The organism is Stenotrophomonas sp. CASM114 (assembly GCF_049384325.1).
Classification (GTDB): domain Bacteria; phylum Pseudomonadota; class Gammaproteobacteria; order Xanthomonadales; family Xanthomonadaceae; genus Stenotrophomonas; species Stenotrophomonas muris.
Map to the genome: position 1 here is coordinate 12,717 of NZ_JBMRGJ010000024.1, position 23,111 is coordinate 35,827.

Genomic DNA, 23,111 nt, shown 5'->3' on the forward strand with positions numbered 1-23,111 from the left:
CCCACTCATGGATCTCCAACACGCCACGCTGGGTACCCTGCTGCGCGCACTGCTGGACCGGCTGGACCCGGCCGTCGAGCAGGCCTACCGGCACCTGCAACTGGACTACCGGCCGCGCTACACGCCGGTGCTGCGCACGCTGATGGCGCAGGGCCCCTGCCGGATCAAGGACCTCGCGCTGGCCTGCGGGCTCAGCCATTCGGCGCTCAGCCAGACCGTGGCGGCGATGGTGCGCGATGGTTGGCTGCACACTGCCAATGGTGACGACGGGCGCGAACGCATCCTGCAGTTGAGCCCGCGCGCGCAGCGCGCGATGCCTGTGCTGCAGGCGCAATGGCAGGCCACCGCAGTGGCGGCACGCAGCCTCGATGCCGATCTGGGGCAGTCGTTGGAGCAGGTGCTGCGCAAAGCACTGGTGGCGCTCGAACAACGGCCCTTCGCACAGCGCCTGCAGGACGCCCGCCGGCGCTGAGGCGTTACTGCTCTGCAGCCATCTCGATCTCGCTGAGGAATGTCCAACTGCCGTTGGCCACGCGCAGCTCCAGCGTGCGGCATTGCGCAGCCAGGGGGGCTGCATTGCCGAGCACGTACTCCTCTTCGGTCGAGCCCATCACGCCGGACTGGGTGAAGGGTGCCGACAGCGTGCCGATGGTTACGGCGGCAGTTCCGGGCTCGGCGCACATCACCTCCACCGAAGTCGGCGTGACGATGCCCCAGGCCGGGCGGGTCATCGTATGCAGGCCGATCCAGTCCACCCGTCGGCGCTGGCCCAGATCGATGGTGATGCTGACGTTGCCGTGCACGCCTACCCAGCCCGCGTCCATCGGATTGCGCGGGTCGCCTACCCGGCGGTCGAACAGCTCATGGCCGCTGCCGTCGGGATAGCTGGTCGCCGGCGCCACGCTGTAGTGATAGGTGGTCTGCACCGGATCGACGATGTACGAGGCACCCAACCCGTACAACCCGCGATAGGTGTTCATCATCCGCGGCGCCTCGCCGTAGCCCTGGCCGGGGCCAACCACTTCGGACATGTGGTACTGGTTGAGCCAGGCAACGCGCTTGCCAGCCGAACGCGCGCTCCACAATTGCTGGTTGATGCGCTGCACCGACGCCGACCGGTATGCACCGGACAGGCCGTTACCGGTATCAAGGAACAGCGGGCTGCCATGGTTGAACAGCTCGATGTCGGCCCACACAGCGCTGGCGCCCAGCTGCGCCGACAACGCCTGGTAGTACTGCTCGGTGGAATAGCCCGGTCGATCCCACTGGAACAGTTTCGCGTGCGACGCCGCGCCGATGCCGTCCTGCCAGATCTGCACGTCGACCCCCGTGGCAGAGCGGAACCGTAGCGCAGCACTGGCCACGCTGGCCGGGTCGACGCTGGAGGATGCCAGATAGGGCGCCACCATCACCGGCCTGGACGGCGTCGCCGCTTTCAGTGTGGCAACGATTGAACGATAGAACGACGCACGCTCGGCCGGTACCTGCGCGGGCTCATCGGTGATGTACCAGCCGGCGAATGCCGGATGCATCGCGTACTGCTGGGCCAGCTGCGCCATCGACTGCGCTGCGTCCTGCGCCACCGCTGCAGCGTTCGAGCCCTGCCAGAATGCCGCACACTGGCCCGAACTGTAGGTGGTGCCGACCACGACCTTCATCCCACGCGCTGCGGCCGCGTCCAGCACCGTGCCCAGCTTGGCCGGGAAGCCGGCGATCCATTCGAAATCCTGCGCGCTGCTGGCGCAGCCCACGCCGGCACGGGTGGCGCGGGTCTGGCCGATGATGAGCGTGTCGTTGCCCAGGTCCCGCAGTTCGTCGAGGAACAGCGGCAGCTGCGCCGCTGGCAGCTGCTCATCGGTGGACGAATAACCGAAGTGAACGAAACTGCCGCTCAGCAGCGCAGTGTCCGCATGGGCCGGTGCAGCGCAGGCCAGCAGTACAAGCCATCCGAATCTGTTCACGGCGTCCTTTCCTGTCTGGGCGGTCATCCGCCATGCCGGTCCATCCTAGCCAAGCGGCGCTCATCGAGCAGCGGCGTAGTTGCGCCGTGAAAGCCGGTGCGGCGTGGCGTGAGGGCAGCACCGCCGGTGCGGACACTGCCTTAGCCGGGCACACGCAAGGATGAGCTCCCCTTCCATGCACCGGGAGCCTTCACATGGCTGACCAGCATCACGGCACCTCCCATCGCGGCTTCGCTTCGATGGACCGGGACAAGCAGCGCGCGATTGCCGCAAAGGGTGGACGCGCCGCGCATGCGTCCGGCAATGCACATGAGTTCAGCCCGGCCGAGGCACGCGTGGCGGGCCGCAAGGGCGGCGAGGCGATCAGCCGCAATCGCCAGCACATGGCAGCGATCGGCCGCGAAGGCGGGCACGCGCGCCACGCCAATGCACGGCAACAGCGGCAGCACGCGGCCGAACCCGCGCCGACGAAGGAAGGGCCGCAACGCCAGCAGGGCTGACCGCAGCGTGCTCAGGCGCGCCTGCACTGGCGGTACAGGGCGAGCGCCGCCAACAGGGCCAGCACGCCCGCGACAGCCATCGCCCAGCCGAAACCGCTGGCCATCGCGCCGCGGTACCAGGCCAGTATCTGCGTCCCCGGCAGCAGTGAAGACGGCTGCAGGATCAGCGTGCGCGCCTGTGCGGCCACTGCGGGCTGCCCTGCCGCCTGCGCGGTCGCAGTGAACTGGCGTACCGCGCGCAGGCCCATCAGGCTGCCCAGCAGCGCGATGCCAAGGCTCATGCCCGCCTGGCGCAGCGCGTTCATCGTGGCCGACGCAATGCCGGCACGCTCGGCCGGTACGCATGACATCACCGCCATGCCGGTCGCAGGTACCGCCAGTCCCATGCCAGTGCCGAGCAGCATCAGCAGTGCGCTGGCCTGGCCGTGCGCTGTAGTCGGCTCGAACGTGGCAATCGCACACAGCGCCATGCCTGTCATTGCATAGCCCGTCACCAGCGCGGCATGCAGCCCGAACCACGCCGCCAGACGGCCGAACAGCAGCGACACCACCGCCATCAGCACGAACTGCGGTACCAGCTGCGCACCGGCCTGCGCAGCCCCATGTCCCTGCGCCTGCTGGAAGAACAGCGATAGGAAGAACAGGCTCGCATAAGCGGTGAATCCAAGAACGAACGAGGCCAGGTTGAGCATGCCGAAACCCGGCTTCGCCAACAGGTCCAGCGGCAGCAGCGGCCGCGCCACGCGGCGCTCGACCCACGCAAACAGCGCCAGGCCGGATGCTGCGATGCCGAGCGCCAGCAGGGTCGAAGGTGCCAGCAGGCCGTGCTCGCCGATCGCGATCAGGCCGTAACTGAGTGCACCCAGCGCGACGATGCTGAGCAGCTGCCCGGCCGGGTCCAGCGCGGCGTGCTGCGGATGCCGTCGCTCAGGAATGCCCCAGGCCCCCAGCGCGAGTGCAAGCAGGCCCAGCGGCAGGTTGATCAGGAAGATGCTGGGCCAACCTGCGTGCTGCACCAGTTCGCCTCCCAGCAGCGGCCCCAGCACCAGCGCCAGCGCGCTGAACGCCGACCAGCCCCCGATCGCGCGTGCACGCTGGCGCGGATCAGGGAACGCATGGCTGAGGATCGGCATCGCACTCGGGATCAGCAGGGCGCCGGCCACCCCCTGCACCGCCCGCCCTGCCACCAGTGCGGAAAGACTGCCTGCGCAGGCACACAGCAGCGAGCCCACGGTGAAGGTCGCCACGCTGAGCAGCCACATGCGGCGGTGGCCATAGCGGTCACCCAGCGGCCCCGCCGACAGCATCACTGCGGACAGGGCGATGGCATAGGCGTTGATCACCCACTGCAGCCCGGCCATGTCGGTGTGCAGTGCCTGCTGCAGCGTCGGCAGCGCGACGTTGACGATGCTGATGTCCAGCGAGGCGAGGAAGGTGCCCAGGTAGGCCGCCAGCACCAGGGCCGGCCGTCGGAAGCGTTGCATGTGCGGATGCCGGGAGGGAGCGTGCGCGCATCGTAGTTTGCTGACTGACCGTCAGTCAATGACCGGCGGTCAGTCATTGCCGGGGGAAGCTAGAATGGCGACCGTCGCACCCGGACCCCGCCCCATGCAGATTCCCGCAGTCGCCAGGCCCCGCACCAAACCCGCTGAAACCCGCCAGGAAGAGCTGATGGACGCCGCGCAGGCGCTGTTCCTGTCACAGGGCGTGGAAGCGACCACCATCAGTGACATCGTGGCCGCCGCCGACGTGGCCAAGGGCACGTTCTATACCTACTTCGCCTCGCGCACCGAGATCCTGCAGGCGCTGGCGCAGCGCTACACGCTGCAGTTCATGGCCGAGGTCGACCATGCCGTTCAGCAGCAGCCTGCCCACGATGGCGTGGCGCGACTGTGCGCCTGGATCCGCGCCAACATCGAGACCTATGTGCGCACGCACGCACTGCACGACGTCGTCTACGCCAACCATCACCACCACCACCGCGGCAATGCCGAGCGCAACGCCATCCAGCAGCAGCTGCTCGACATCCTCGAGGCGGGCACCCGTGCAGGCCTGTGGCAGCTGCCGGCACCGCAGATCACGGCCTCGCTGATCTATGCCGGCGTACATGGCGCCACCGATGACCTGATCGCTGCGCCCACGCAGGACGCCGACACCTTCATTGCGGCGGTGGTGGCCGATTGCCTGCGCATGGTCGGCGTGTCGCCGGCGCCGAAGCGTGGCGGCACCCGTCGCTGAAGCGCCCGCCGTCGCTCAGGCGTGGGCGAGGATGTTCAACAGCCGGCCGAACGGGTCGCGGACGAAGAAGCGCCGCACGCCCCAGGGCTCGTCGGCCGGCCCATAGTCCAGCGCGATGCCAGCCGCGTGCATGCGTTCCAGCACCTCCTGCAGGTTGTCCACTTCGATAGACAGGTCCGGCACCGGTGCGCCGGAACCCCCTTCGCTGGCGAAGCTGACCTGCGCCAGCGCACTGCCCTGCCCGCCATGGGTGACGATCCAGCCATGGTCCATCACCACCGGCATGCCGAGCAGCTCGCCATAGAATGCAGCGGCGCGGGCGGGATCAGACGTGGCGATGTTGGCGACGACACGCATGACGGCCATGTTCCACTCCACCAGGAAGAATGCGCCGAGAGTGCCCGACCCTGCGCACAAACAGAAGAGCCCCGTCATGGACGGGGCCCGTCATCAGCCGATCATGGCTGGGCTTACACCGCGCCGCAGCGCTCCATGACGCATCGATCGTATTCGTACTGGCATTCCATGGCATCACCCCCACCGGCTACGCACGCCTGGTAGGCCTTCCAGCAGGGCAGATCGCAGGGCGGAATCGGTCCGGCCACGGCCACCGAGCCGCTGCAGGCCAACGCGAACACAGCACCGGCGATCACTTTCCTGAAAGTACGCATCGACATCACTCCTTGATAAGCCTGGGGAGCCCAGGCCGGGCCACCTTAGCGCTGCACACGGGACGTTGGGTGAAGGCGGATGCGGCTGGACTCAGTGTTGCAGCATTCCCAGGACACGCAGTTGCCCGGCCAGCTCATCACTGTTGCGCCACGGCAGGATCGGCGAATTGCCGCGCTCGTCCGGCGGGTGTCCGGCAGCGCGTCGGACCCGCCACCTGCCCCTGCAAGCGGCAGCAGCGGCCGCTTGTGCAGCCAAACCTCCGAGATCGTGCAGGCGCGCCCACCGCTGACGATGCAGGCATCACCGGCAAGGGCCATGATCAGGTTGCGCGCATCCCCCATGCCACAGGGCACCACCACCGTGGCCGGCCAGTCGGCCTGCGGCATGCTGCCTTCCGGGATGGCGCTGGGCACCTGGCCACCAGCTGCGCGCTCGAACGCGTCGCTGCCAGGATCGGCACCACCCAATATCGCCAACGGTGGTTTACGGAATGCGGTACGCATGGACGCTTCCGAAGCCAGCCTCGGAAGGACGGGTCACGGTGCCCTGCCCGCTGGAGCCACACCATGCACCGATCACAAAACATTAACACGTTCATAAAATTCCCTTCACATTACTGGGGGATATCGCCATGCGTTGGCGTTAACGGCCTTGTTGTCCGTCAACCAAGGAAGTTGTCCGATGAATCACCCGCTGTACGGCCGTTCGTCCCGCTCCCTGTCGCATCGCCCGCTGGCGCTTGCCGTCGCCAGCTCGCTGCTGCTGGCCACCGCACTGCCAGCCATGGCCAGCGAATCACTCGAGACCTGGCAGCAGCAGCGCCAGCTGCAGGCCGCGTGGGCGCAGCCCGCTGCCAGCACCGCACCTGCAACCACGGCCACGGCAGCTGCCACCAGCAGCACCGCCGTTCTTGGCAATCCCGGCGATCCGGCCAGCTGGCGCAGCGACGAATTCAACGCCGATTGGGGCCTGGGCGCGATGGGCGCGGACTACGCCTATGCGCGCGGCCTGACCGGCAAGGGCGTACGCCTGGCGCTGTTCGACTCGGGCTCCGCACTGGCGCATCCGGAGTTTGCAGGACGCAATACCTCCAGCATCACCATCGGTGCCGACTGTGCGACGCCGGGCGTGGTCGCAGGGGCCGGCGCCTGCGGGCAGACCCGCGGCGAACAGCCCGGCTACAACTACTACGGACTGGGCGCCGGCGTTCCGGCCTCACTGGCGGCACGCCTGATCGCCGCCGGCCAGCCCTATGGCTTCAGCTACGCCGATCACGGCACGCATGTGCTTGGCACCATCGGCGCCAACCGCAATGGCACTGGCATGCATGGCGTGGCCTTTGGTGCGGATCTCACTGCCGCCCGCGTGTTCGGTGACACCTACTACGAGTGGCGCCTGGACCCGGACAGGTTCTATCGTCCGCGCGCGGTGTACCGCACCGATCCGGATGATGCCGCCACGCTGGACATGTATGCGCAGATCCAGGCGCAGGGTGTACGCGCCATCAATCACAGCTGGGGCATTTCCACGCGCAACATGACCGCCGCCGCGCTGGACCAGCAGTACGCCAGCATCGGTGCCGACTACGGCGTGTACGGCAGCATCTACGCCAACAATGGCGATGCCCCAGGCTCCACTCTCATCCAGGTGTGGTCGGCTGGCAACGGCAGCGGTGCGGTTGCCGGCATCACCGCCTCGATGCCGCGCTGGAAGCCCGAACTGGAACCGTACTGGCTGGCGGTCGCCAATGTCCGCCGGCCCGACACCGCCGCAGGTGAAACCGACTACGTGATCGATGGCAGTTCCAGCATCTGCGGGGTTGCCGCCAACTGGTGCATCTCGGCCCCCGGTACCGATATCGTCAGCACCATCGTCTCCGGCGATATCCAGGGCCGCATCGAGAACACCTCCGCCTACGTGCGGCTGATCATCGACAGCGAGAACACCAGCTACGTCTACGGCACCAAGACCGGCACGTCGATGGCCGCCCCCCATATCACCGGCGCCCTCGGCCTGCTGATGGAGCGCTTCCCGTACCTGGACAACGCCCAGGTCCGCGACGTGCTGTTGACCACCGCACGCGATCTCGGCGCGCCAGGCATCGATGCAATCTACGGCTGGGGCATGGTCGACCTGCGCAAGGCCATCGAAGGCTATGGTTCGCTGCGCGTGGACACCAACGTGGTGATGAACCAGAGGGCCGGCGGCCTGAAGGTCTGGGAAGGCGATGCGTGGGACAACTGGACCAACGACATCGGCGGCCCCGGCAAGCTGACCAAATCCGGTATCGGTTGGCTGCGCCTGAGCGGCAACAACAGCTTCAACGGCGCCGTGGTGCAGGACGGCATGCTGGAGTTGAACGGCGCCAACACGCTCACCTCGGCGGTCGAGGTCCAGGGTGGCCGGCTGCTGCTCAACGGCAGCCTGGTCTCCACCGCCCTGACCACCACCGGCGGCGTCAGCACGGTCAGCACCAGCGGCGTGCTGGATAACAGCAACCTGGTGGTCAACGGCGGCGTGGTGTCCTTCAACGGCACGCAGGCCGGTGGCACCACCACCGTCGGCGCCAATGGCCTGCTGAAGGGCGTCGGCACGCTCGGCAACACCCGCGTGGACGGCATCATTGCGCCGGGCAACTCGATCGGCACGCTGACCATCAACGGCAACTACGTGCAGGGCGCCACCGGCGTGTATGCGACGGAGCTGGCACCGGGTGGCCGCAGTGACCAGCTGCACGTGACCGGCACCGCCACCTTGGGCGGCACCCTGGTCGCCCTGCCGGAACCGGGCGTGTATTACCTCGGCGAACAGTTCAACGTCCTGCGTGCCGACGGTGGCATCAGCGGCCAGTTCGCCAAGACCGACTTCAGTGCGTTCTCGCCTTTCCTGCAGTTCAGCCTGGCCTACGGTGCCAATGGCACGCGCATCGACGTTGCCCGTGGCGCTTCGCTGGCCACGGCTGCCAACACGCCCAACCAGCGTGCGGTGGCGGCCGCCGCCGACCTGCTGCCGATCGCCCAGGGCCTGCCCAAGCCGCTGACCCAGCTGTTCCCGCAGCAGGTCGGTGGCGTGCTCGATGGCCTCAGCGGCGAGCTGCATCCGGCCACGGCCATCGCCCTGGTCGAGGGCAGCCGCTACGTGCGCGATGCCGCGTTGTCACGCCGTGCCGGCGCCAGCGCGCCCGGCAGCGACGTGGGTGATGCGACGGGTGCATGGGTGCAGGCCATCGGTGGCAACAGCAGGCTGGACGGTGACTTCAACACCGCCCGCACCGAGGCCAACAGCAACGGCCTGCTGGTCGGCATCGACCGCGAGTTCTCCGGCTGGCAGGTTGGCGTGCTGGCCGGTACCGGCCGTACCGACGTCACGCAGCAGGACCGCCGCGCCAAGTCGAAGATCGACAACACGCACTTCGGTGCCTACGCCAGCCACACCTGGGGCGGCTTCGGCCTGCGCGGTGGTGTGGCGTGGAGCAAGCACGAGGTGAAGAGCACGCGTGAAGTCGCCTTCGCAGGTTTCAGTGACAGCCTGAGCGCGCGTTACGACGCCCGCACCCGCCAGGCCTTCATCGAAGCTGGTTATCGCTTCGGTGGCCCCGAAGCCGGGCTGGAGCCGTACCTGCAGGTGGCGCGCGTGGAAGTGGACCTCAAGCGCATCAGCGAACGCGGTGGAGCAGCGGCGCTGCAGGGCAAGGTGGACGACACCGGAACCACGATCGCCACCGCCGGCGTGCGCTTCGACAAGGGGCTGAAGGCTTCGTTCCAGCAGGACAGCTGGCTGCACCTGCGCGGGGGTGTCGGCTATCGTCGTGCCTCGGGGGATCGCAGCCAGGTCGCCAACCTTGCGTTTGCCAATGGCAGCTCCACGTTCGCGGTCAACGGCGCGCCGATCGCCGACAACGCGATGGTGGCCGAACTGGGCCTGTCGGCGTGGCTGACCTCGCGCCAGCAGCTGGAGCTGGGCTACAGCGGCCAGTTCGGCAGCGAGAGCCGTGACCATGGTGCGAATGCACGCTGGTCCGTGCGTTTCTGATCTGTGCCTGCAATGCGATGAAAACAGGAGGGGCGGCCGATCGGCCGCCCCTTCTGCTTGCAGGTGATTCCCTTTCAGCTCAGGCGCACAGCGCCTGCATGGCCTGCGCTGTGACCTCGACGATCTGCCCATCCACGATGTGGACGCTGCGACCAGCGCATGCCGCCAGCTCCTTGTCATGCGTCACCATGATGATGGTCATGCCGCCCTGGTTGAGCTCACGCAGAATCTCCATGACCCCCTGCGACATCTGCGAGTCCAGGTTTCCGGTCGGCTCGTCAGCCAGCAGCAGGGCCGGCGTACCCGCGATGGCGCGGGCGATCGCCACGCGCTGCTGCTGCCCGCCCGACAGTTCGCCGGGATAGTGCGACATGCGGCTGCCCAGCCCGACCTGGGCCAGTGCCGAGACCACACGCTGCCTGCATTCGGCTGCCGCCATGCCACGGTAGCGCAGCGGCACCTCCACATTGGCCTGGATGGTCAGGTCCGGAATCAGGTTGAACGCCTGGAACACGAAGCCGATCTTCTCGTTGCGCAGCGCGCTGAGCGCCGCGTCGCGCATGCCGCCAACATCCACGCCGCCGATCGCGTAGTGGCCGCCGGAAAAGCCCTCGAGCAGACCGAGGATGTTCAGCAGTGTGGACTTGCCGGAGCCGGAAGGGCCGGTAATCGACAGGAAATCGCCCTCCTGCACCGACAGGTCGATGGAGCGCAATGCATGGGTCATGACTTCACCCACCTGGAACACTTTGCTGACGCCTTGCATCCTGAGCATGGGAATTCTCGCTTGCAGATGGAAGCAGCGACCGGCCAAGGCCGCTGCGGGACTCACAACGAACGGATGGCCGACACCGGCGCGATGGCCGCGGCACGCAGCGCCGGCAGCAGTACCGCCGCCTGGCCCAGCAGCAGCAGGATCACCGCACTCACCGGCAGGTACAGCAGTGGCAGGCGCGGCAGTTCGTAGAAGCGCATCAGCGTCAGGTTCATCGCGTAGGCCAGCAGAGCCCCGGCCGCGATGCCGATGGAGACAATCAGCAGGTTCTCGATCTGGAAATAGCGCATCACATCGGTGCGCGTGGCCCCCAGCGCGCGGCGGATGCCGATCTGCTTGCGACGTTGCTCCACCCAGTAACTGGCCAGTCCGACTATGCCCAGGGCAGTGGCAGCCAGCAGTGCGATGATGACACCGCCCAGCAGCCCCATCATGACCCGGTCACCTTCGAAATGCCGCTCGCGCAGTTCGGAGATGCGCCGGCTGCCTTCGACATCGAACACCACGTCCGGCGCGACACGGCGGATTGCCTGCTGCGCATCGCGCATCACGCGGTTCATGTCGCCGGCCTCGGCGCGCACCAGATAGCGGCCGGTCAGGCGCGGCCCCTGCGATGCGGGCACGATCACCGACCAGTCCGAGCCCTTGGCTTCACCGCGGCCGGGGCGGGATACAGCCATGTGCTCGACCACGCCGATCACCCGCAGCCGGGTATCCATCGCCCACAGGCTCTTGCCCACGGCGTTTTCGCCGGGCCAGTAGCGTTGGGCCAGCTCCTGGGTGACCAGCGCCGGGGGATTGGCCGGCACCAGTTCATCGGTCGGTGCGAACTCGTCCGCACCGGGCATGCGCCCCCCCACCAGGTGCAACTGCAGCGCGTCCAGGGCCACGGCATCGGCCAGGTAGAAATCCAGAACACCGCCGGGCACCTGCTGGTCCTCGTCCAGGTTGACGCCGGCGCGTATGCCCGGGCTGCCGAACGGCATGGCACTGACCAGCCCGGCCGCCGTCACGCCGCTCAGCCCCCGCAATGCACCAACGACCCGCGCGTTGACATCGTTGGCGCGCTCGGCATCGATGCCGTCGAGCTGGATCACCCCCAGCCGTGACTCGTCCAGGCCACTGACCAGCTGCATTGCAGCGTTCCGCTCAATCATCAGGAAGATCGCGTTGCACAGCACGGCGCAGGCCAATGCGATCTCCATCGCGATGAGGAAGGTCGCCAGGCGGTGCCGGCGCAGGGCCGAAAGTACGATGCCGATCTGCATGGTGGTTCCTCTACAGAAGCTTCAGTTGGGCGATGGGCTGGACCGCACTGGCACGGATCGCGGGAATCAGGCTCGCCAGCAGGCTGGCCAGCACCGACAGCGCCAGGGTGAACAGCAGCATGGTGGTATCAAGCCGCGCCAGGTCCGCATAGGCCACCGGCTGGCTGCGCACCGCGCTCAGGCCGAGCCAGGTCAGCAACAGGCCCAGCGTGCCACCCAGTGCCCCCACCAGCGCGGCCTCGACCACGCACTGCAGGAAGATCGCCGCGCGGCTTGCGCCCAGTGCGCGACGCAAGCCGATCTCGCCGCTGTAGCGCAGGAACTTCGCCAGCAGCAGACCGACCACATTGGCAATGCAGATCCCGAGGAAGGCGAAGGCCAGGATGGCCTGCAGCTTCACGTCGCTGGGTACCACCTGGTTGAAGTCGAGCCACTGCATCAATGAGCGCAGCCGCGTGTTGTCGGCGTGGCTGATCCGGCCCAGGGCCTTCTGCTCAGCGGCATAGTTCTGCAGGAACCGCTGATAGGCGGCCACCTTGGCGGCGCTGTCCAGCTTGACCCACAGGTGTACCCAGACACACGGCGCGGTCTGCAGCCGGCCGCGCTCCTCCGGCGTGGACCAGCAGGTGAACGGCACGAAGTCGCCGTCATTGATCTCCAGGCTGGAGGTCAGCGGCATGAACAGATCATCGGCCGAGGCGAAGAAGCCCGACGTGTTGCCGCCGCTGAAGCGGCCGCCCCGCACCTTGTAGAACAGCGGCGAGGGTCGCCAGGGCGCGAGCACGCCCACGATGCGCATCGCGGTGTCCTTGACCCGCAGTGTCTGCCCCACACTGTCGCCCCCACCGAACATCTGCTCGTTGAGCTCCGACGAGATCACCACCACACGTGCGCGCGCGTCATCCTCCTCGCGCGACCACCAGCGTCCATGCGCCAGCGGCACCGCGAACATCGTCGCGAAGTCGGTGGTGGTGGAGATCGATGAGCGGATGACCGGTGGCGCGCTGCCCTGATCGGGCCGCAGCTTGACCGGATTGGTAACCACCAGTGTCTGCTGGTCCGCGCGCCCGGACGACCACAGGTCGAAGGCCGAGCGATAGTCCAGCACGTCGTACGGCTCGCGGCCCTTCGAGTTCGGGTTGGCATCCAGCTGGGGGTAGTAGAGGTCACCGCTGCGCCCGGGCAAGGGATCGCCGGACAGCAGGTAGACCACGGTCAAGGTGGTCATGCTGGCTCCAATTCCCACCGCGATGGCCAGCACCATCAGGGCGGTGATGGCCTTGCTCCGCAGTGTATTGTGCAGCGCCACCTGCGCGCAGTAGACCAGTCTGCGCATGCCCGCACCCTTTTCTGCACCCTGTATCGACTTCATGTCATGCCTCTCCCCGGACGTGCACGGGCGTGACCCGTGCCGGTTGCCACATGGACCTGCCAAGTTCGTGTACGTGATCGAATCGGGCGCGGTAGGCCTCGGCGCCGTGCATGATCATCACCAGCATGCGGCCATGGCTGCGTGCGAAGATCGCGTCCATCGCAATCTCGCGGCTGGCCGTATCGAGGTTGGCGACCGGCTCATCAAGAATGTAGAGGTCGGCGTCCTCGCCCAGCACCATCGCCAGGGCGATCTTCTGCTGCTGCCCTGCCGACAGGGTTTCCGGCAGGCTGTCGGCGATCCCGTCGCCGTCCATCCCCAGTCGCGCCAGCAGCACCGGATCGGCGCCGAGGTCGCGCACCTTCAGCGGAGGGAACTGCAGAGGAAGCGTGATGGCACGGATACGCGCCGGTCGCAGCAGCTGGCCGGCGACGGGCTGGAAGTACCCGGCCAGGACGTTGGCCAGGGTCGTCTTGCCGCTGCCATTGTCGCCAATCACCAGTGCACGTTCACCGGGTGAAAGGGCCAGGGTGAAATCCGAAAACACGGGAGTGGCGCCGTACCCGTAGCCGATCGACGTCGCCAGCAGACCACCCTCGATGTGCGTGGCCGACGCCGCGGCTGCCGGTGCGGTCATGAACTCCGCCACCCGCACCACCACCACACCGTGGCTGTGCATCTCGGCAATGTTCTTGAAGATGCCGATGAGCGTCGTGGCTGAGCGCCAGAAGGCGTTCATGAAGGCGATGAACGAACCCAGTGTCATCTGTTGGCGGAACACGAACAGTGCGCCGACGAAGATCGAGCAGACATCCGAGATCACCATCGTCAGGTCGCTCGCACCCTGCAGGGTCCTCACCACCCTGAAGCGCTGGTAGGTCGAATCCAGCACCTCGCGCAGGCTGCGGTCATGGGCCTGCACCGTCCTGGGGCCCAGGCCGAACGTACAGACCATCTTGAAGGCAGACACGGCCCGGGTCAGCAAAGAAACCAGTTCGGCCTCGCGGTCACGCTCCACCACGGTCAGCTCGCGGATGCGTCGGCCGACCAGCACGCTGACCGTGGTGGCGATGGGAATGATGGCCATCAGCACCAGGAACGCACGCCAGGAGATGATCAGCAGGGCTGCGATCAAGGCGACGAATGTCACCGCCTGGGTCAGGGTAGTGCGTGCGACCGACAGCATCGGCACCACGCCATCCTTCACGTCCGAGCGGATCCGCGCCACATAGTAGCCGGCCCCCTTCTGCACCACCTCGTCATAACTGCGGCCATAGTAGGCGGTCAGCAACGAGGTCCCGATCCGCTCCACGATGCGGTTATCCACGCGCTGCTGCCACAGCGCGCAGCTGTAGTTGCCCAGGTTGGTCACCAGGCACAGCAGCAGATATGCACCGGTAAGCAGCAGGAAGCGATTGAAATCCTGCCGGCTGGCGGCCTCGTCGAAGATCGCGCGGATCAGCAGCGGATGCAGCAGCCCGCCCAGTCCGCCGAACATCGCGGTGGTGGCGGCCACCGCAAGGTAGCGCCCGCGGAGGGGGCCGAGCAGGATCGCGAAGCTGGCGAGGATGGCGCGCACACTGTGCCGCTGCGCGGTCTGCTCGCGCTGAAGTGGCTGTCCGGCCGGGTGCGGGCGCGCATTCATGCAATCGCCGCCTGCCCCACCCCGGCTCCGTCCACTTCCCGTACCACCGCGCCATGCACATCGAGTGCATCCAGGAAGAACTCATCCGGCGCCAGCGTGTCGTACCGATGCAGGGCGCGGATCACTCCGGCGATGCCGGTACCGTGGTCGAAGGAAATGCGGAACAGATTCTCGCCCGGCACCGCCGCCATTCCCTCCTCCTCCTCGAACAGATACAGATCGACGATGCCCTGGTACGGTCGCTCCGCCATCTGCAGGTACCTCGGGTCACCGGAGTAGAGATGGGCGTCGACAAACACATCCAGCATGCCCGACAGGCCATACAACAGGCCGCAGAAGCCGGAATACTTGCGATGGAAGTCATCCACCAGCCGATTCACGTCCTGCCACAGGCCGTAACGGATCGCGACCTTGGCGATGCCCGCAGTCCCCTGCTCCAGATAGGGTTCATAGGTGTTGACCTCTTCCGGTGAGCTGGGGAAGGTGGTCACCCCGGTCTCCAGCTCGAAGCCGTAGGAGAGATCGTGTCGCAGTGCCTGCTCGCCAAGCACGCGCCATGCCGGATCACCACTGAGCTGCGACAGCCTCAGCAGGAACAGCGCCACGCCGGCCTGGCCGTAACCCATGCCGATGCGGACGCCACCTTCGTCCTGCCAGTAGGCACCCCGCTCTCCGTGGTGGACGGTGTCTGCAAGCCGCCGCGCCAGCGACAGCGCCCTGTCGAGATGCCCGGGCAGGCCGGTCGCGTGATGCATGGCCAGGTGCGCCATTCCGATACCCGCCATGCCGTGATAGAGCGAGTGATGCGCATGCAACAGGTCACTGCCGTCAGCGCTGTCGAGCAGGCTGCGGGCCAGTTCCACCTCGCCACGCAGCAGCGCCGACCAGGCGATGCCGGCAAGGCCGGTGAGGAACCCCGGCGGTAGCGATCTGCGATCCAGGGCCTGCAGCTCCTGCGCATAGCGCTCCATCACCGCCGGCGACGGCTGATGACCCACCCCATGGAAGGCGTGGATCACACCGGTCGCCCCCAGACCAAGGCTCATCGTGTTGGTGGAGTGCGAGAACGGATCAAGTGGGAACAGCGTCCGCTCCGGCTGCAGCCGGCTGTGTGCATCCATGAACGCGAGCAGCCGCCGGATACACTGGCGCGGCGCCGGCAACGGGCGCTGCGGCGACGAGAACGGCGCCTGCAGGGTCGCCGGCTGCTGCAGCAGCTGTGCGGCCTCTTCCAGGCCGATACGGTCGTCCACAAGCGCCTGGATGACCTCGGCCACTGGCGTGTGCTGCCAGCCGATGTCCTCCATCATCACCGGCAGCACCTTCTGGAACAGGTCGGTGCGGATGTAGGCCATGGCCATCAGCGGGAACAGGCAGTAGAACATCACCACTGCGGTCGCGTAACGGTCATCCCTGAAACAGCTGGCGCGCTTGCGCCCCTTCATGATCCGGCGGAATCCGGGCGTGTGGATGTCATCCCACTCATCGCTGCCGTCCAGGAACGCGGCCTCCAGATCGATCAGGCGCACACGCATGTCGCTGCGGTCGACCATGACGTTGGACGGCGAGATGTCACCGATCACCACTCCCACCTTGTGTGCGCGGTCGACCGCGCGAAGCAGACCGGTGAAGATGGTCACGCACATCCCGTAGTAGTCACTACCATCGCGTGCGCTGGGACGGGCCTTCATCAGCGGCGAATGCTTGAGCATCAGCTCGCGAAGATCGAATGCATCCAGGCGCTCTTCCACCAGATAGCTGTTTTCCCAATCCGTGAATGCATCCAGGCAGCGCGGCGAGGCGCCCACCGGGCCCAGCAACTCCAGATTGCGTCGTTCGCGTGCCAGGCGGCTGGTGGCGTCGAGCCCTTCCCCGTGCATTTCCACATGGGGCCGCGCCTCCTTGATGACCACTTCCTCCCCGGTGACCTGGTCCAACGCCACGTAGACCCCGCCCGTGTTGGAGAACCCAAGCGCGGCCTGCACCTGATAGCGGCCCTCCTTCAACGTCATCTCGCCGGGATCATCCTCGCTGGGGAACGGGTCGGTTTCCCAGGCAGGCACCTCGAAATAGGGATTGCGCAGGTCGGGAACATGACTGCCGTCGGGCGCGACCAGCATCGGCACCTTCTGGCCGATGAAATCAAGCCGGTACACCTGGCGCATGCCGCCATAGCGGTAATACAGGCAGCGGCAGTCCTTGTAGCGTCGATCGGACAGGATGTACGAGCCATCTTCGTCCTTCAGCGCCCCATGCAGCTGCTCGATGAAGCGCGTGAAGACCGCAAGGTCCAGCGGATAGAGCGTGATGAACTTGCCCGAGCCACCGCGTGGCCAGCGCTTGGAGCTCATCATGCGCATCGTGTTCATGTCATTGGCGAACTTGAACTTCACGCGCTCGGCCAGGGCCATCCGGGTGACGGTGCGCAGCACCCGCTGGCAGTTCTCCTGCGTGGCTGAAACGTGGATCTTCCAGCCTTGCGGCGGCAGGTTGCCGGCGACCGGGTCGCCATGCGTCGCCAGGTGCGACCAGACACCGATGCGATGGATCGTCCACGCCATGCCGGCCGCCTCGATCTCCGCTTCAACGATACTGCGGAAATCTTCGCTGGGCCGGTACTGGTTGTAGCTCAATTCGTAGAACCGCTCGTCGCCCCCCACATAGGCGGCCTTGTCCATGTGGCGTGCTTCACGCAGTGATCGTTGACGCGCTGACATCGTCTCTCCCTGGTCGGTTCCACGGCTCGTTTGCCCGGTGCACACATCCGCGAACGCCTCGCAACGCCTCGCACATGCGCGATGGATGCATTGCGGGCGCTCCAGCCTGCAGGCATCGCAAAATGCGGAATGCGGATTCCCTGCCTGCTTCATTCGTAAGCACGGCGTGAAATCCGCCGGCTATCGCTGCAATGCAGCCGCCCGGAATGTCCCTGCAGATCGATGATTGCCACCGTACCTTGCCGCTACATTGCGCAGGCGATTCTCATTCCACAATTGACTTGACTCATTCCAATCGGCAATGCCATTTTCCATCCGCCACGTATAGACCGGGGTTCTTCAGCAACTGCAACAGGGCTTTGAGATTGCGTGGTGCAATCGCGCAGTGAATCATTTCATTGCGTAACGCGTGGGAGGCACGCATGCCTCCCGATCCCATGTACGACTAAGGAGAGTTGATATGAATCGCGTCCTGAATCTGCAGCGCCTGATGATCGAAAACCAGCAGGAAAACCTGGGCAACAGCTGCAGCAGCTCCGACAGCAACTGCTGCAACGGCTAAGCCTCTCCGGCTTGCCTGAGGTGGTGGTGCGCGCCCACCACCTCGACATCTGCCACAGCGTGATGCACCGCCACGTGGCAGGTCTCCATACGACGTAGAGATCGCTTGGCAGGCAGCCGTCCGCTGCCCGCGCTGCGCGTCCTGCATCTGCCAATGCCAGGACAGGCATCCCGGGGGGGGGATGATCAGCCAGCTGCAGCACGTGCTGCAGCCGTGACCATTGCTCGGCCCCGCTGCGACCTCACCACCATGACGGACGCTACGCAGTGCGCCTGCACGCCCGCCGGATCCAGCAATCAGGAAAAGACGCAGCATGCGCATCCTCGTGGCCATGGACGACGCCGAACTTGCACAGGCGCTTCGCAACGTATTGCAGAGCCGCAACATGCTGGTGGACCTCGTGGCAACCTGGTCACTGGCCAAGGCCGCGGTACAGGCCGTGGAGTACCGCGCCCTCATTCTCGACCGCTGGCTGCCCGAAGGCGATTCACTGAAGCTGGTGCAGATCGTGCGCGGCTTGCGTACCTGGCTGCCCATTCTGCTGTTGGGGCGCCACAACCACGCTGCCGACTGCATCGCTTGCCTGGATGCCGGTGCCGATGACTACCTGCCCACGCCGTTCGAGTTCGACGAACTGGCCGCGCGGCTGCGCGCGATTACCCGGCGCCTCGACGCTGATGCCGGCCACATTCTGAGAATCGGCAATTTCACGTTCGATTTTTCCAACCGCATGGCATTGGTAGGCGGTGCGCCCCTGAGCCTGCCGCGTAGCCAGCTGCTGCTGCTGGAAGCGCTTTGCGCCCGCCAGGGCCGGATCGTCCGCCATGAAGTGCTGAGTGCTGCCGTGCACCTGGCCGGCGCCGACGGCGGTACCACCGTGTTGGATCCGCACGTATCACGCCTGCGCCGTGCCCTGCGCTCGGCCAGTGTCAGCATCGAGTCCAAGCGTGGGCTGGGCTACATGCTGAACGACGACGCGGCCTGATCAAAGGCCATCGGCGCGGGCCGCAAATGCAACAGCCGGGGCGGTAAACCGCCCCGGCTGCCAGTCCCGCTGATTGGGCCGACCGCTGCGGTCAGGCGGCCTTCATTGCGTGCTTTCGCGCACGCATGACGTTGTGGCACTCCTGCACTTCCGGAAGCAGCTGGGTCACTTCCTGGCGCACGGCCGGCGGCAGCTCGTTGTCCTGCAGCACATCCTTGAACGCGCCCAGCAGGCGGTCCTCGGATTCTTCAAGTTCAGCCACGTAGCCATAGTTGGTGTCACCGAAAGCGGCTCGAACCTTGCCGTAGAACTGCTGCATCGAACCGACCACGGTGCCATGTTCGGCCGGCTTGCCACCGCTGGCGGCCACTGAGCCGCTCAACGCCGCCACGATGCGGCCCTTGACGCCAGCGATGCGGGTGAACAGTGCCGACAGCTCGGCATCCTTGACCTTGGTGGCCGCTTCTTCATAGAACGACTTGCCATCGCGGGCGATTTCGATCAGGTCGTTGAGGCGATGTTCGATGGTGGACTGGGTGCTCATGGCGTCGCTCCTGTGTGCTCGAAAGTCAGTGGAGAATGGCAGTGCATCTGCATTGCCTTCGACCCCACTGTGTGCAATCGCGTGTGCCAACCAGGTGAGCACGAATTGATGCACGCATCACCATGCGAAACACCTGCTGACTTCGTCATTTCAAGCATCGTCGGCTTTCACGGAATCTGAGCGCGTTGCACGCGTTACCACGGTGCGGTGACGATGATCAGGGTGACCAGCAGCGCGATTGCCAGGATCACCAGCAGCACGTGCCATTGCTTCCAGGTGGGTCTCGGCTTTCCAGGCGTATTCATCGATGGGCTCCTGCGCAGGCGGGGAATGGGGTTGCCAGACTGAAGCGCAACGGCATCGCACAACGTCGACGTGAGGTGCACGTTTCGTGCAGACCTTGCTGGAATATCGGGCCGCATCGGCCTTCCGCACCCGTGCCTGGCGGCATATTCAGCAAGTACCACACCCGACACCGCCAGCAGGCTGCCACCCAGCACCCCATCCGCTGAGTGACTCACCCAGCAGCAGCACCGCCAGTGCGGTGGTCACGATCGGCACCAGGCTGAAGAATCCCGAAACGCGCGCCGCGCCCAACCGCGAAAGACCGGTCATCCAGCTGAGGGGCGCAAGGATCGATGCACACACCGCAGCGAAACCGAAACAGCCCACCGCGGTCAGGTTGTTCACTCCGGCAGCTGCACCGGCAGCAGGATCAGCGATGCCGCCGTGGCCTGCAGGAACAGTGACTCCAGCACCGTCAGCGGAATCTTCCGGCGCTGCATCAGCACGATGCAGGCGGCAAATGCACGGCCGAATCCGTGGCCGAGATCGCGCAGCGGCCTCACATGAGCGTGCGCACGCTGGAGCGCATGGCGCGCAGTGAACTGGGCATGTCACTCGGCGGCCGGCGTGGGCGTGTGAAGTTCGTGCGCGCCACCGAGGCGCTGTGCACACGCAAGCCGATCAGCCGCATCGCCGGGGAGCTGGGCTATTCAGGCGTCAGCGCGTTTGCCGAAATGTTCAAGCGGCACGCGCAGTGCACGCCCGATCAGTATCGGGAGCAGCATCGGGCCGGGTGAAGGCCCGCATCGAGGGCTGTCGATTTCCCGCCCCGTCGCTCGTCGGAACAGGAAAGGCAGGCCCATCGGCCTGCAGGAGCGCTCCAATGCCACCGATCCTCACCGCCTTCGCCGCCTCCCCCGACCGGGGCCAGGGCCTGGCCCGTGACATGCGCGTGCGCTGGGCGCTGGAGGAACTGGCCGTGGCCTATGACGTACAACTGCTCAGCTTCGCCGAGCTGAAGCAGCCCGCGCACCTGGCACGGAATCCGTTCGGGCAGATTCCCACGTGGCAGGAGGGCGACCGGACCCTGTTCGAATCCGGCGCCATCGCCCTGCACCTGGCCGAACAGCACCCCGGCCTGCTGCCGCGCGATCCGGACGCCCGCATGCGCGCGATCATGTGGGTGTTCGCTGCGCTGAACACGGTGGAGCCCCCCATCGTCGAGCGCTCCATGGCCTGGGTGCTTGAGCGCGAGCAACCCTGGTACGCGCAACGGCTGCCAATGCTCGATGAGCGGGTCCGGACGCGGCTGGCCCAACTATCGACGTGGTTGGCCAGGACAACGTGGCTGGACGGCGAATTCAGCGTGGGCGACCTGATGATGGTCTCGGTGCTGCTGCGCCTGAAGAGCAGCGGCCTGCTCGACGAGTACCCACAGGTCGCCACCTATGTGGCCCGGGCCACGCAGCGGCCCGCCTACCAGCGTGCGTTTGCTGCGCAGCTGGCGGTTTTCCAGGACGCCTAGCGCTGCGCCTCCTCCCAGGCAACAAGGGGCCAGCAGTCACGCAGGCCCCATGCGTTACTTCAATCGACGCGATCTCCAGTTCAGGTAACCCCGCCAGCCAAAGGGAGCACTAAAAAGCGCAACCGCACCGCACGCCAGCAGGCCGTTGAACATCCAAGGGGTCAGCTCCGGGGAACCTGCCGACATGGATGGAAACACGAACCCGCATAGCAGTGCTCCCACAAAGGAAGTACCGAATATGACCGTGGAACCCAGGCCTGGTGAAACTCGCATCGATCTATTCCTCATCAGTTCCGGTTGCAGGTCACCTTGACCTCGGTCAGCCTGATCGTGCTGGTGCAGGTGACAGACTGATTGCCCGCCCCCGTCACCGGGACACCGATGTTGTTGAGCGCATTGACGAAGCTTCCCATATCGGTGGCATTCCCATTCGGGAATTCGAAGCGATGCGTAACGCCGCCTCGCCCCTCGCTGAACTGTGTAACGCTAAGCGGAATGGAGTTACCGAACCTGTCCTTGTAAAGGAGGGCGTTGGGCTCCCAGCGACGGTTGATCATGCTGTAGTTGTAGGAAGCGGTAGACCCGTCAGCATAGCGGATCTTCTGCGGCGCCCAGACATCGATGCCAAGCGAGTACGCGCCGGAAGCCAGGTAGATGTAAGTCTCGAAACGCTGCCCCAGATGCTGGCTGACCGCATCCCTTCTCTGCGGATTCTGGATGTCATCGTACACAATTTTCGGGTAGCCGGGCTCAGACAGGCTGATCACCGATTGAGCGACTATGCGCTTGAACTGAAGATAGTTGATCGCCGGTTGCTCGACCGGGAGCTCGTCGATGATGACGAAGGGTTCGCAATCCATCGCGCCGGGTTCCATTTTGTCGCAACGGATGCCGCCTTCACGATCACGCATGACGCTGAACTTTCGTGCCATGTTGCCCGATGGATTCAGTATGTAGAGGATCCTGTGCGACGGCATACTTCATGAGCATCGCGCGCCACACGCGATGTCACTACCGCGTTGAAGGATTGAGAGCGCTTGCCATACCCGGCACTTCTCCCGCAGCGACGACACTGTCAGTGCAACCTGCGCCGGCAGGCGGCCTGCACCAGCATCAGCTGCGCCACCAGGACCAGCATCGCGCAGCCCGACAGCAGCCACGGATCGATGTACCACTGTTCGTTGAAACTGAAGTCGCCGGCGGAAATGCGCTTCCAACCGTTGAAGTGCTGCATCGCCGCCACCACGAACGCGAAGGCGCCCGCGCTGTACGACAGCCAGGGCACGACGATGCCGCCCGGGCGCGCGAACAGCGTCAGCAGGCCCAGCACGCCGATGACCGTGCGCTGCACGCGGCAATATGGGCAGACATAGGCCATCCCGCTCCATTCCACCGCCCAGGCCAGCAGGCTGACCAGCACGGCCGCGGCCGCGGCGGTATACAGCATCGTGGGCGTGATCGTCCTGCCTGCATCGTGTGCCATCCCGTGCTCCTTCGTTCAAAGACCCCCGGCAGGGTAGCAGCGTGGCAGGTTCAATCCTTCTTGAAGACCGTGCGCTTGCCGATCGGGCTGCCCTTGCGCGCCGTCGGTCGCGCCAACCCGGGAATCAGGAAGTCGGTGACCTTGTGGCCCTTCTGGATCCTGGAAGCGAGCCAACGCGGCATGCGCCCGCGGCCGGACCAGGTCAGCCGCTTGTATTCCGGGTCTCGGTATTTGGCGGCCACTTTGCCGGTTCTGCGCCGTGCCGGTTTCCGGCTGGGTGCGCCCGCTTCGATGGCTTCATCGCCAAAGAGTTCTTCGAGGGTATATCCCGCTTCCGCCGCGGCGGCTTTCAGCATACGCCGCACCGCGCTGGCAGGACGGCGGTTGGAAATCAGCTGCTTCCGCTGTTCAGCGGCAACCACCAAGGCGCCCAGCTCCCGCAGGCTGAGCGATTCAATATCGATCGTCATGCTGGAAAGGTCTACTGCCGCGCGGCGCCTGTCAAGGCGGCTTGCCCCGCGTAGACACGGGCTTCACTGCGGGTGGG

The 23,111-nt window shown here is 66.0% G+C and carries 22 protein-coding genes and 1 pseudogene; 8 read left to right on the top strand and 15 right to left on the bottom strand.

The annotated features are described in order from the left end of the window. Nucleotides 1-7 precede the first annotated feature (7 nt). Nucleotides 8-472, top strand: coding sequence for a MarR family transcriptional regulator (locus VG566_RS17685; protein WP_241884849.1), 465 nt, complete (start codon nt 8-10; stop codon nt 470-472). Nucleotides 473-476: 4 nt separating this feature from the next. Here the strand turns inward: VG566_RS17685 and VG566_RS17690 are convergent, their stop codons facing one another. After that, the gene (locus VG566_RS17690; protein WP_241884848.1) at nt 477-1,961 is read right to left on the bottom strand and encodes a DUF4434 domain-containing protein; all 1,485 of its coding nucleotides are present in this window, start codon (nt 1,959-1,961) and stop codon (nt 477-479) included. 194 nt (nt 1,962-2,155) lie between these two features. Here VG566_RS17690 and VG566_RS17695 point away from each other — a divergent pair, with 194 nt between their 5' ends. Then, the gene (locus VG566_RS17695) at nt 2,156-2,461 is read left to right on the top strand and encodes a KGG domain-containing protein (RefSeq protein WP_046432675.1); all 306 of its coding nucleotides are present in this window, start codon (nt 2,156-2,158) and stop codon (nt 2,459-2,461) included. 11 nt (nt 2,462-2,472) lie between these two features. On the opposite strand, the gene VG566_RS17700 is transcribed toward VG566_RS17695, so the two are convergent. Further along, a complete protein-coding gene (locus VG566_RS17700; RefSeq protein ID WP_241884847.1) occupies nt 2,473-3,945 on the bottom strand; it encodes an MFS transporter in 1,473 nt (490 codons plus the stop codon). A gap of 124 nt (nt 3,946-4,069) precedes the next feature. On the opposite strand from VG566_RS17700, the gene VG566_RS17705 reads away from it, so the two are divergent. Beyond that, nucleotides 4,070-4,699, top strand: a complete 630-nt coding sequence (locus VG566_RS17705) for a TetR/AcrR family transcriptional regulator (protein ID WP_197556699.1) — start codon at nt 4,070-4,072, stop codon at nt 4,697-4,699. Between the two features lie 15 nt (nt 4,700-4,714). On the opposite strand, the gene VG566_RS17710 is transcribed toward VG566_RS17705, so the two are convergent. From VG566_RS17710 to VG566_RS17720, 3 genes are all read right to left on the bottom strand, one after another. Continuing rightward, a complete protein-coding gene (locus VG566_RS17710) occupies nt 4,715-5,065 on the bottom strand; it encodes a VOC family protein (RefSeq protein ID WP_032958352.1) in 351 nt (116 codons plus the stop codon). 104 nt (nt 5,066-5,169) lie between these two features. Beyond that, nucleotides 5,170-5,370, bottom strand: coding sequence for a hypothetical protein (locus VG566_RS17715; protein WP_134965937.1), 201 nt, complete (start codon nt 5,368-5,370; stop codon nt 5,170-5,172). Between the two features lie 45 nt (nt 5,371-5,415). Further along, nucleotides 5,416-5,874, bottom strand: coding sequence for a hypothetical protein (locus VG566_RS17720; protein ID WP_241884846.1), 459 nt, complete (start codon nt 5,872-5,874; stop codon nt 5,416-5,418). 178 nt (nt 5,875-6,052) lie between these two features. Between VG566_RS17720 and VG566_RS17725 the strand changes: the two genes are divergently transcribed. Continuing rightward, nucleotides 6,053-9,403: an autotransporter serine protease gene (locus VG566_RS17725; protein ID WP_241884845.1), complete on the top strand. Its 3,351-nt coding sequence runs from the start codon at nt 6,053-6,055 to the stop codon at nt 9,401-9,403. A 79-nt stretch (nt 9,404-9,482) separates the two neighbouring features. On the opposite strand, the gene VG566_RS17730 is transcribed toward VG566_RS17725, so the two are convergent. From VG566_RS17730 to lanKC, 5 genes are read right to left on the bottom strand one after another with little or no spacing between them, the layout of a single operon-like run. Further along, nucleotides 9,483-10,178: an ABC transporter ATP-binding protein gene (locus VG566_RS17730; protein ID WP_032958346.1), complete on the bottom strand. Its 696-nt coding sequence runs from the start codon at nt 10,176-10,178 to the stop codon at nt 9,483-9,485. A gap of 53 nt (nt 10,179-10,231) precedes the next feature. Then, a complete protein-coding gene (locus tag VG566_RS17735; protein WP_032958343.1) occupies nt 10,232-11,446 on the bottom strand; it encodes an FtsX-like permease family protein in 1,215 nt (404 codons plus the stop codon). A 10-nt stretch (nt 11,447-11,456) separates the two neighbouring features. Then, nucleotides 11,457-12,818, bottom strand: coding sequence for an ABC transporter permease (locus VG566_RS17740; protein ID WP_423172726.1), 1,362 nt, complete (start codon nt 12,816-12,818; stop codon nt 11,457-11,459). Nucleotide 12,819: 1 nt separating this feature from the next. Then, nucleotides 12,820-14,463, bottom strand: coding sequence for an ABC transporter transmembrane domain-containing protein (locus VG566_RS17745; protein WP_014648531.1), 1,644 nt, complete (start codon nt 14,461-14,463; stop codon nt 12,820-12,822). Further along, nucleotides 14,460-17,180, bottom strand: a complete 2,721-nt coding sequence (gene lanKC, locus VG566_RS17750) for a class III lanthionine synthetase LanKC (protein WP_241884844.1) — start codon at nt 17,178-17,180, stop codon at nt 14,460-14,462. Before lanKC ends, VG566_RS17745 begins: the two co-directional genes overlap by 4 nt. Nucleotides 17,181-17,640: 460 nt before the next feature. On the opposite strand from lanKC, the gene VG566_RS17755 reads away from it, so the two are divergent. After that, complete coding sequence (locus tag VG566_RS17755) at nt 17,641-17,742, top strand: class III lanthipeptide (RefSeq protein ID WP_014038605.1); 102 nt, start codon at nt 17,641-17,643, stop codon at nt 17,740-17,742. A gap of 313 nt (nt 17,743-18,055) precedes the next feature. After that, a complete protein-coding gene (locus VG566_RS17760; protein ID WP_032958333.1) occupies nt 18,056-18,727 on the top strand; it encodes a response regulator transcription factor in 672 nt (223 codons plus the stop codon). Between the two features lie 91 nt (nt 18,728-18,818). On the opposite strand, the gene VG566_RS17765 is transcribed toward VG566_RS17760, so the two are convergent. Next, complete coding sequence (locus VG566_RS17765; protein WP_014648535.1) at nt 18,819-19,271, bottom strand: PA2169 family four-helix-bundle protein; 453 nt, start codon at nt 19,269-19,271, stop codon at nt 18,819-18,821. Nucleotides 19,272-19,724: 453 nt separating this feature from the next. Then, the gene (locus VG566_RS17770; protein ID WP_232017591.1) at nt 19,725-19,961 is read right to left on the bottom strand and encodes an EamA family transporter; all 237 of its coding nucleotides are present in this window, start codon (nt 19,959-19,961) and stop codon (nt 19,725-19,727) included. Nucleotides 19,962-20,083: 122 nt separating this feature from the next. Between VG566_RS17770 and VG566_RS17775 the strand changes: the two are divergent. Next, nucleotides 20,084-20,353, top strand: a pseudogene (locus VG566_RS17775) (helix-turn-helix domain-containing protein); the annotation flags it as partial. 86 nt (nt 20,354-20,439) lie between these two features. Then, entirely contained in the window at nt 20,440-21,081 is a 642-nt protein-coding gene (locus VG566_RS17780) for a glutathione S-transferase family protein (protein ID WP_046432704.1), read from the top strand. Between the two features lie 287 nt (nt 21,082-21,368). Here the strand turns inward: VG566_RS17780 and VG566_RS17785 are convergent, their stop codons facing one another. The 3 genes from VG566_RS17785 to VG566_RS17795 all read right to left on the bottom strand — a co-directional run bounded on the left by VG566_RS17785 (nt 21,369) and on the right by VG566_RS17795 (nt 23,034). Then, nucleotides 21,369-21,992 carry a hypothetical protein gene (locus tag VG566_RS17785; protein WP_241884843.1) on the bottom strand — a complete coding sequence of 208 codons (624 nt, stop codon included), beginning with the start codon at nt 21,990-21,992 and terminating at the stop codon, nt 21,369-21,371. A 164-nt stretch (nt 21,993-22,156) separates the two neighbouring features. Then, nucleotides 22,157-22,564: a hypothetical protein gene (locus tag VG566_RS17790; protein ID WP_014648538.1), complete on the bottom strand. Its 408-nt coding sequence runs from the start codon at nt 22,562-22,564 to the stop codon at nt 22,157-22,159. Between the two features lie 50 nt (nt 22,565-22,614). Then, the gene (locus VG566_RS17795) at nt 22,615-23,034 is read right to left on the bottom strand and encodes an H-NS family nucleoid-associated regulatory protein (RefSeq protein ID WP_041863852.1); all 420 of its coding nucleotides are present in this window, start codon (nt 23,032-23,034) and stop codon (nt 22,615-22,617) included. Nucleotides 23,035-23,111: the final 77 nt, after the last annotated feature.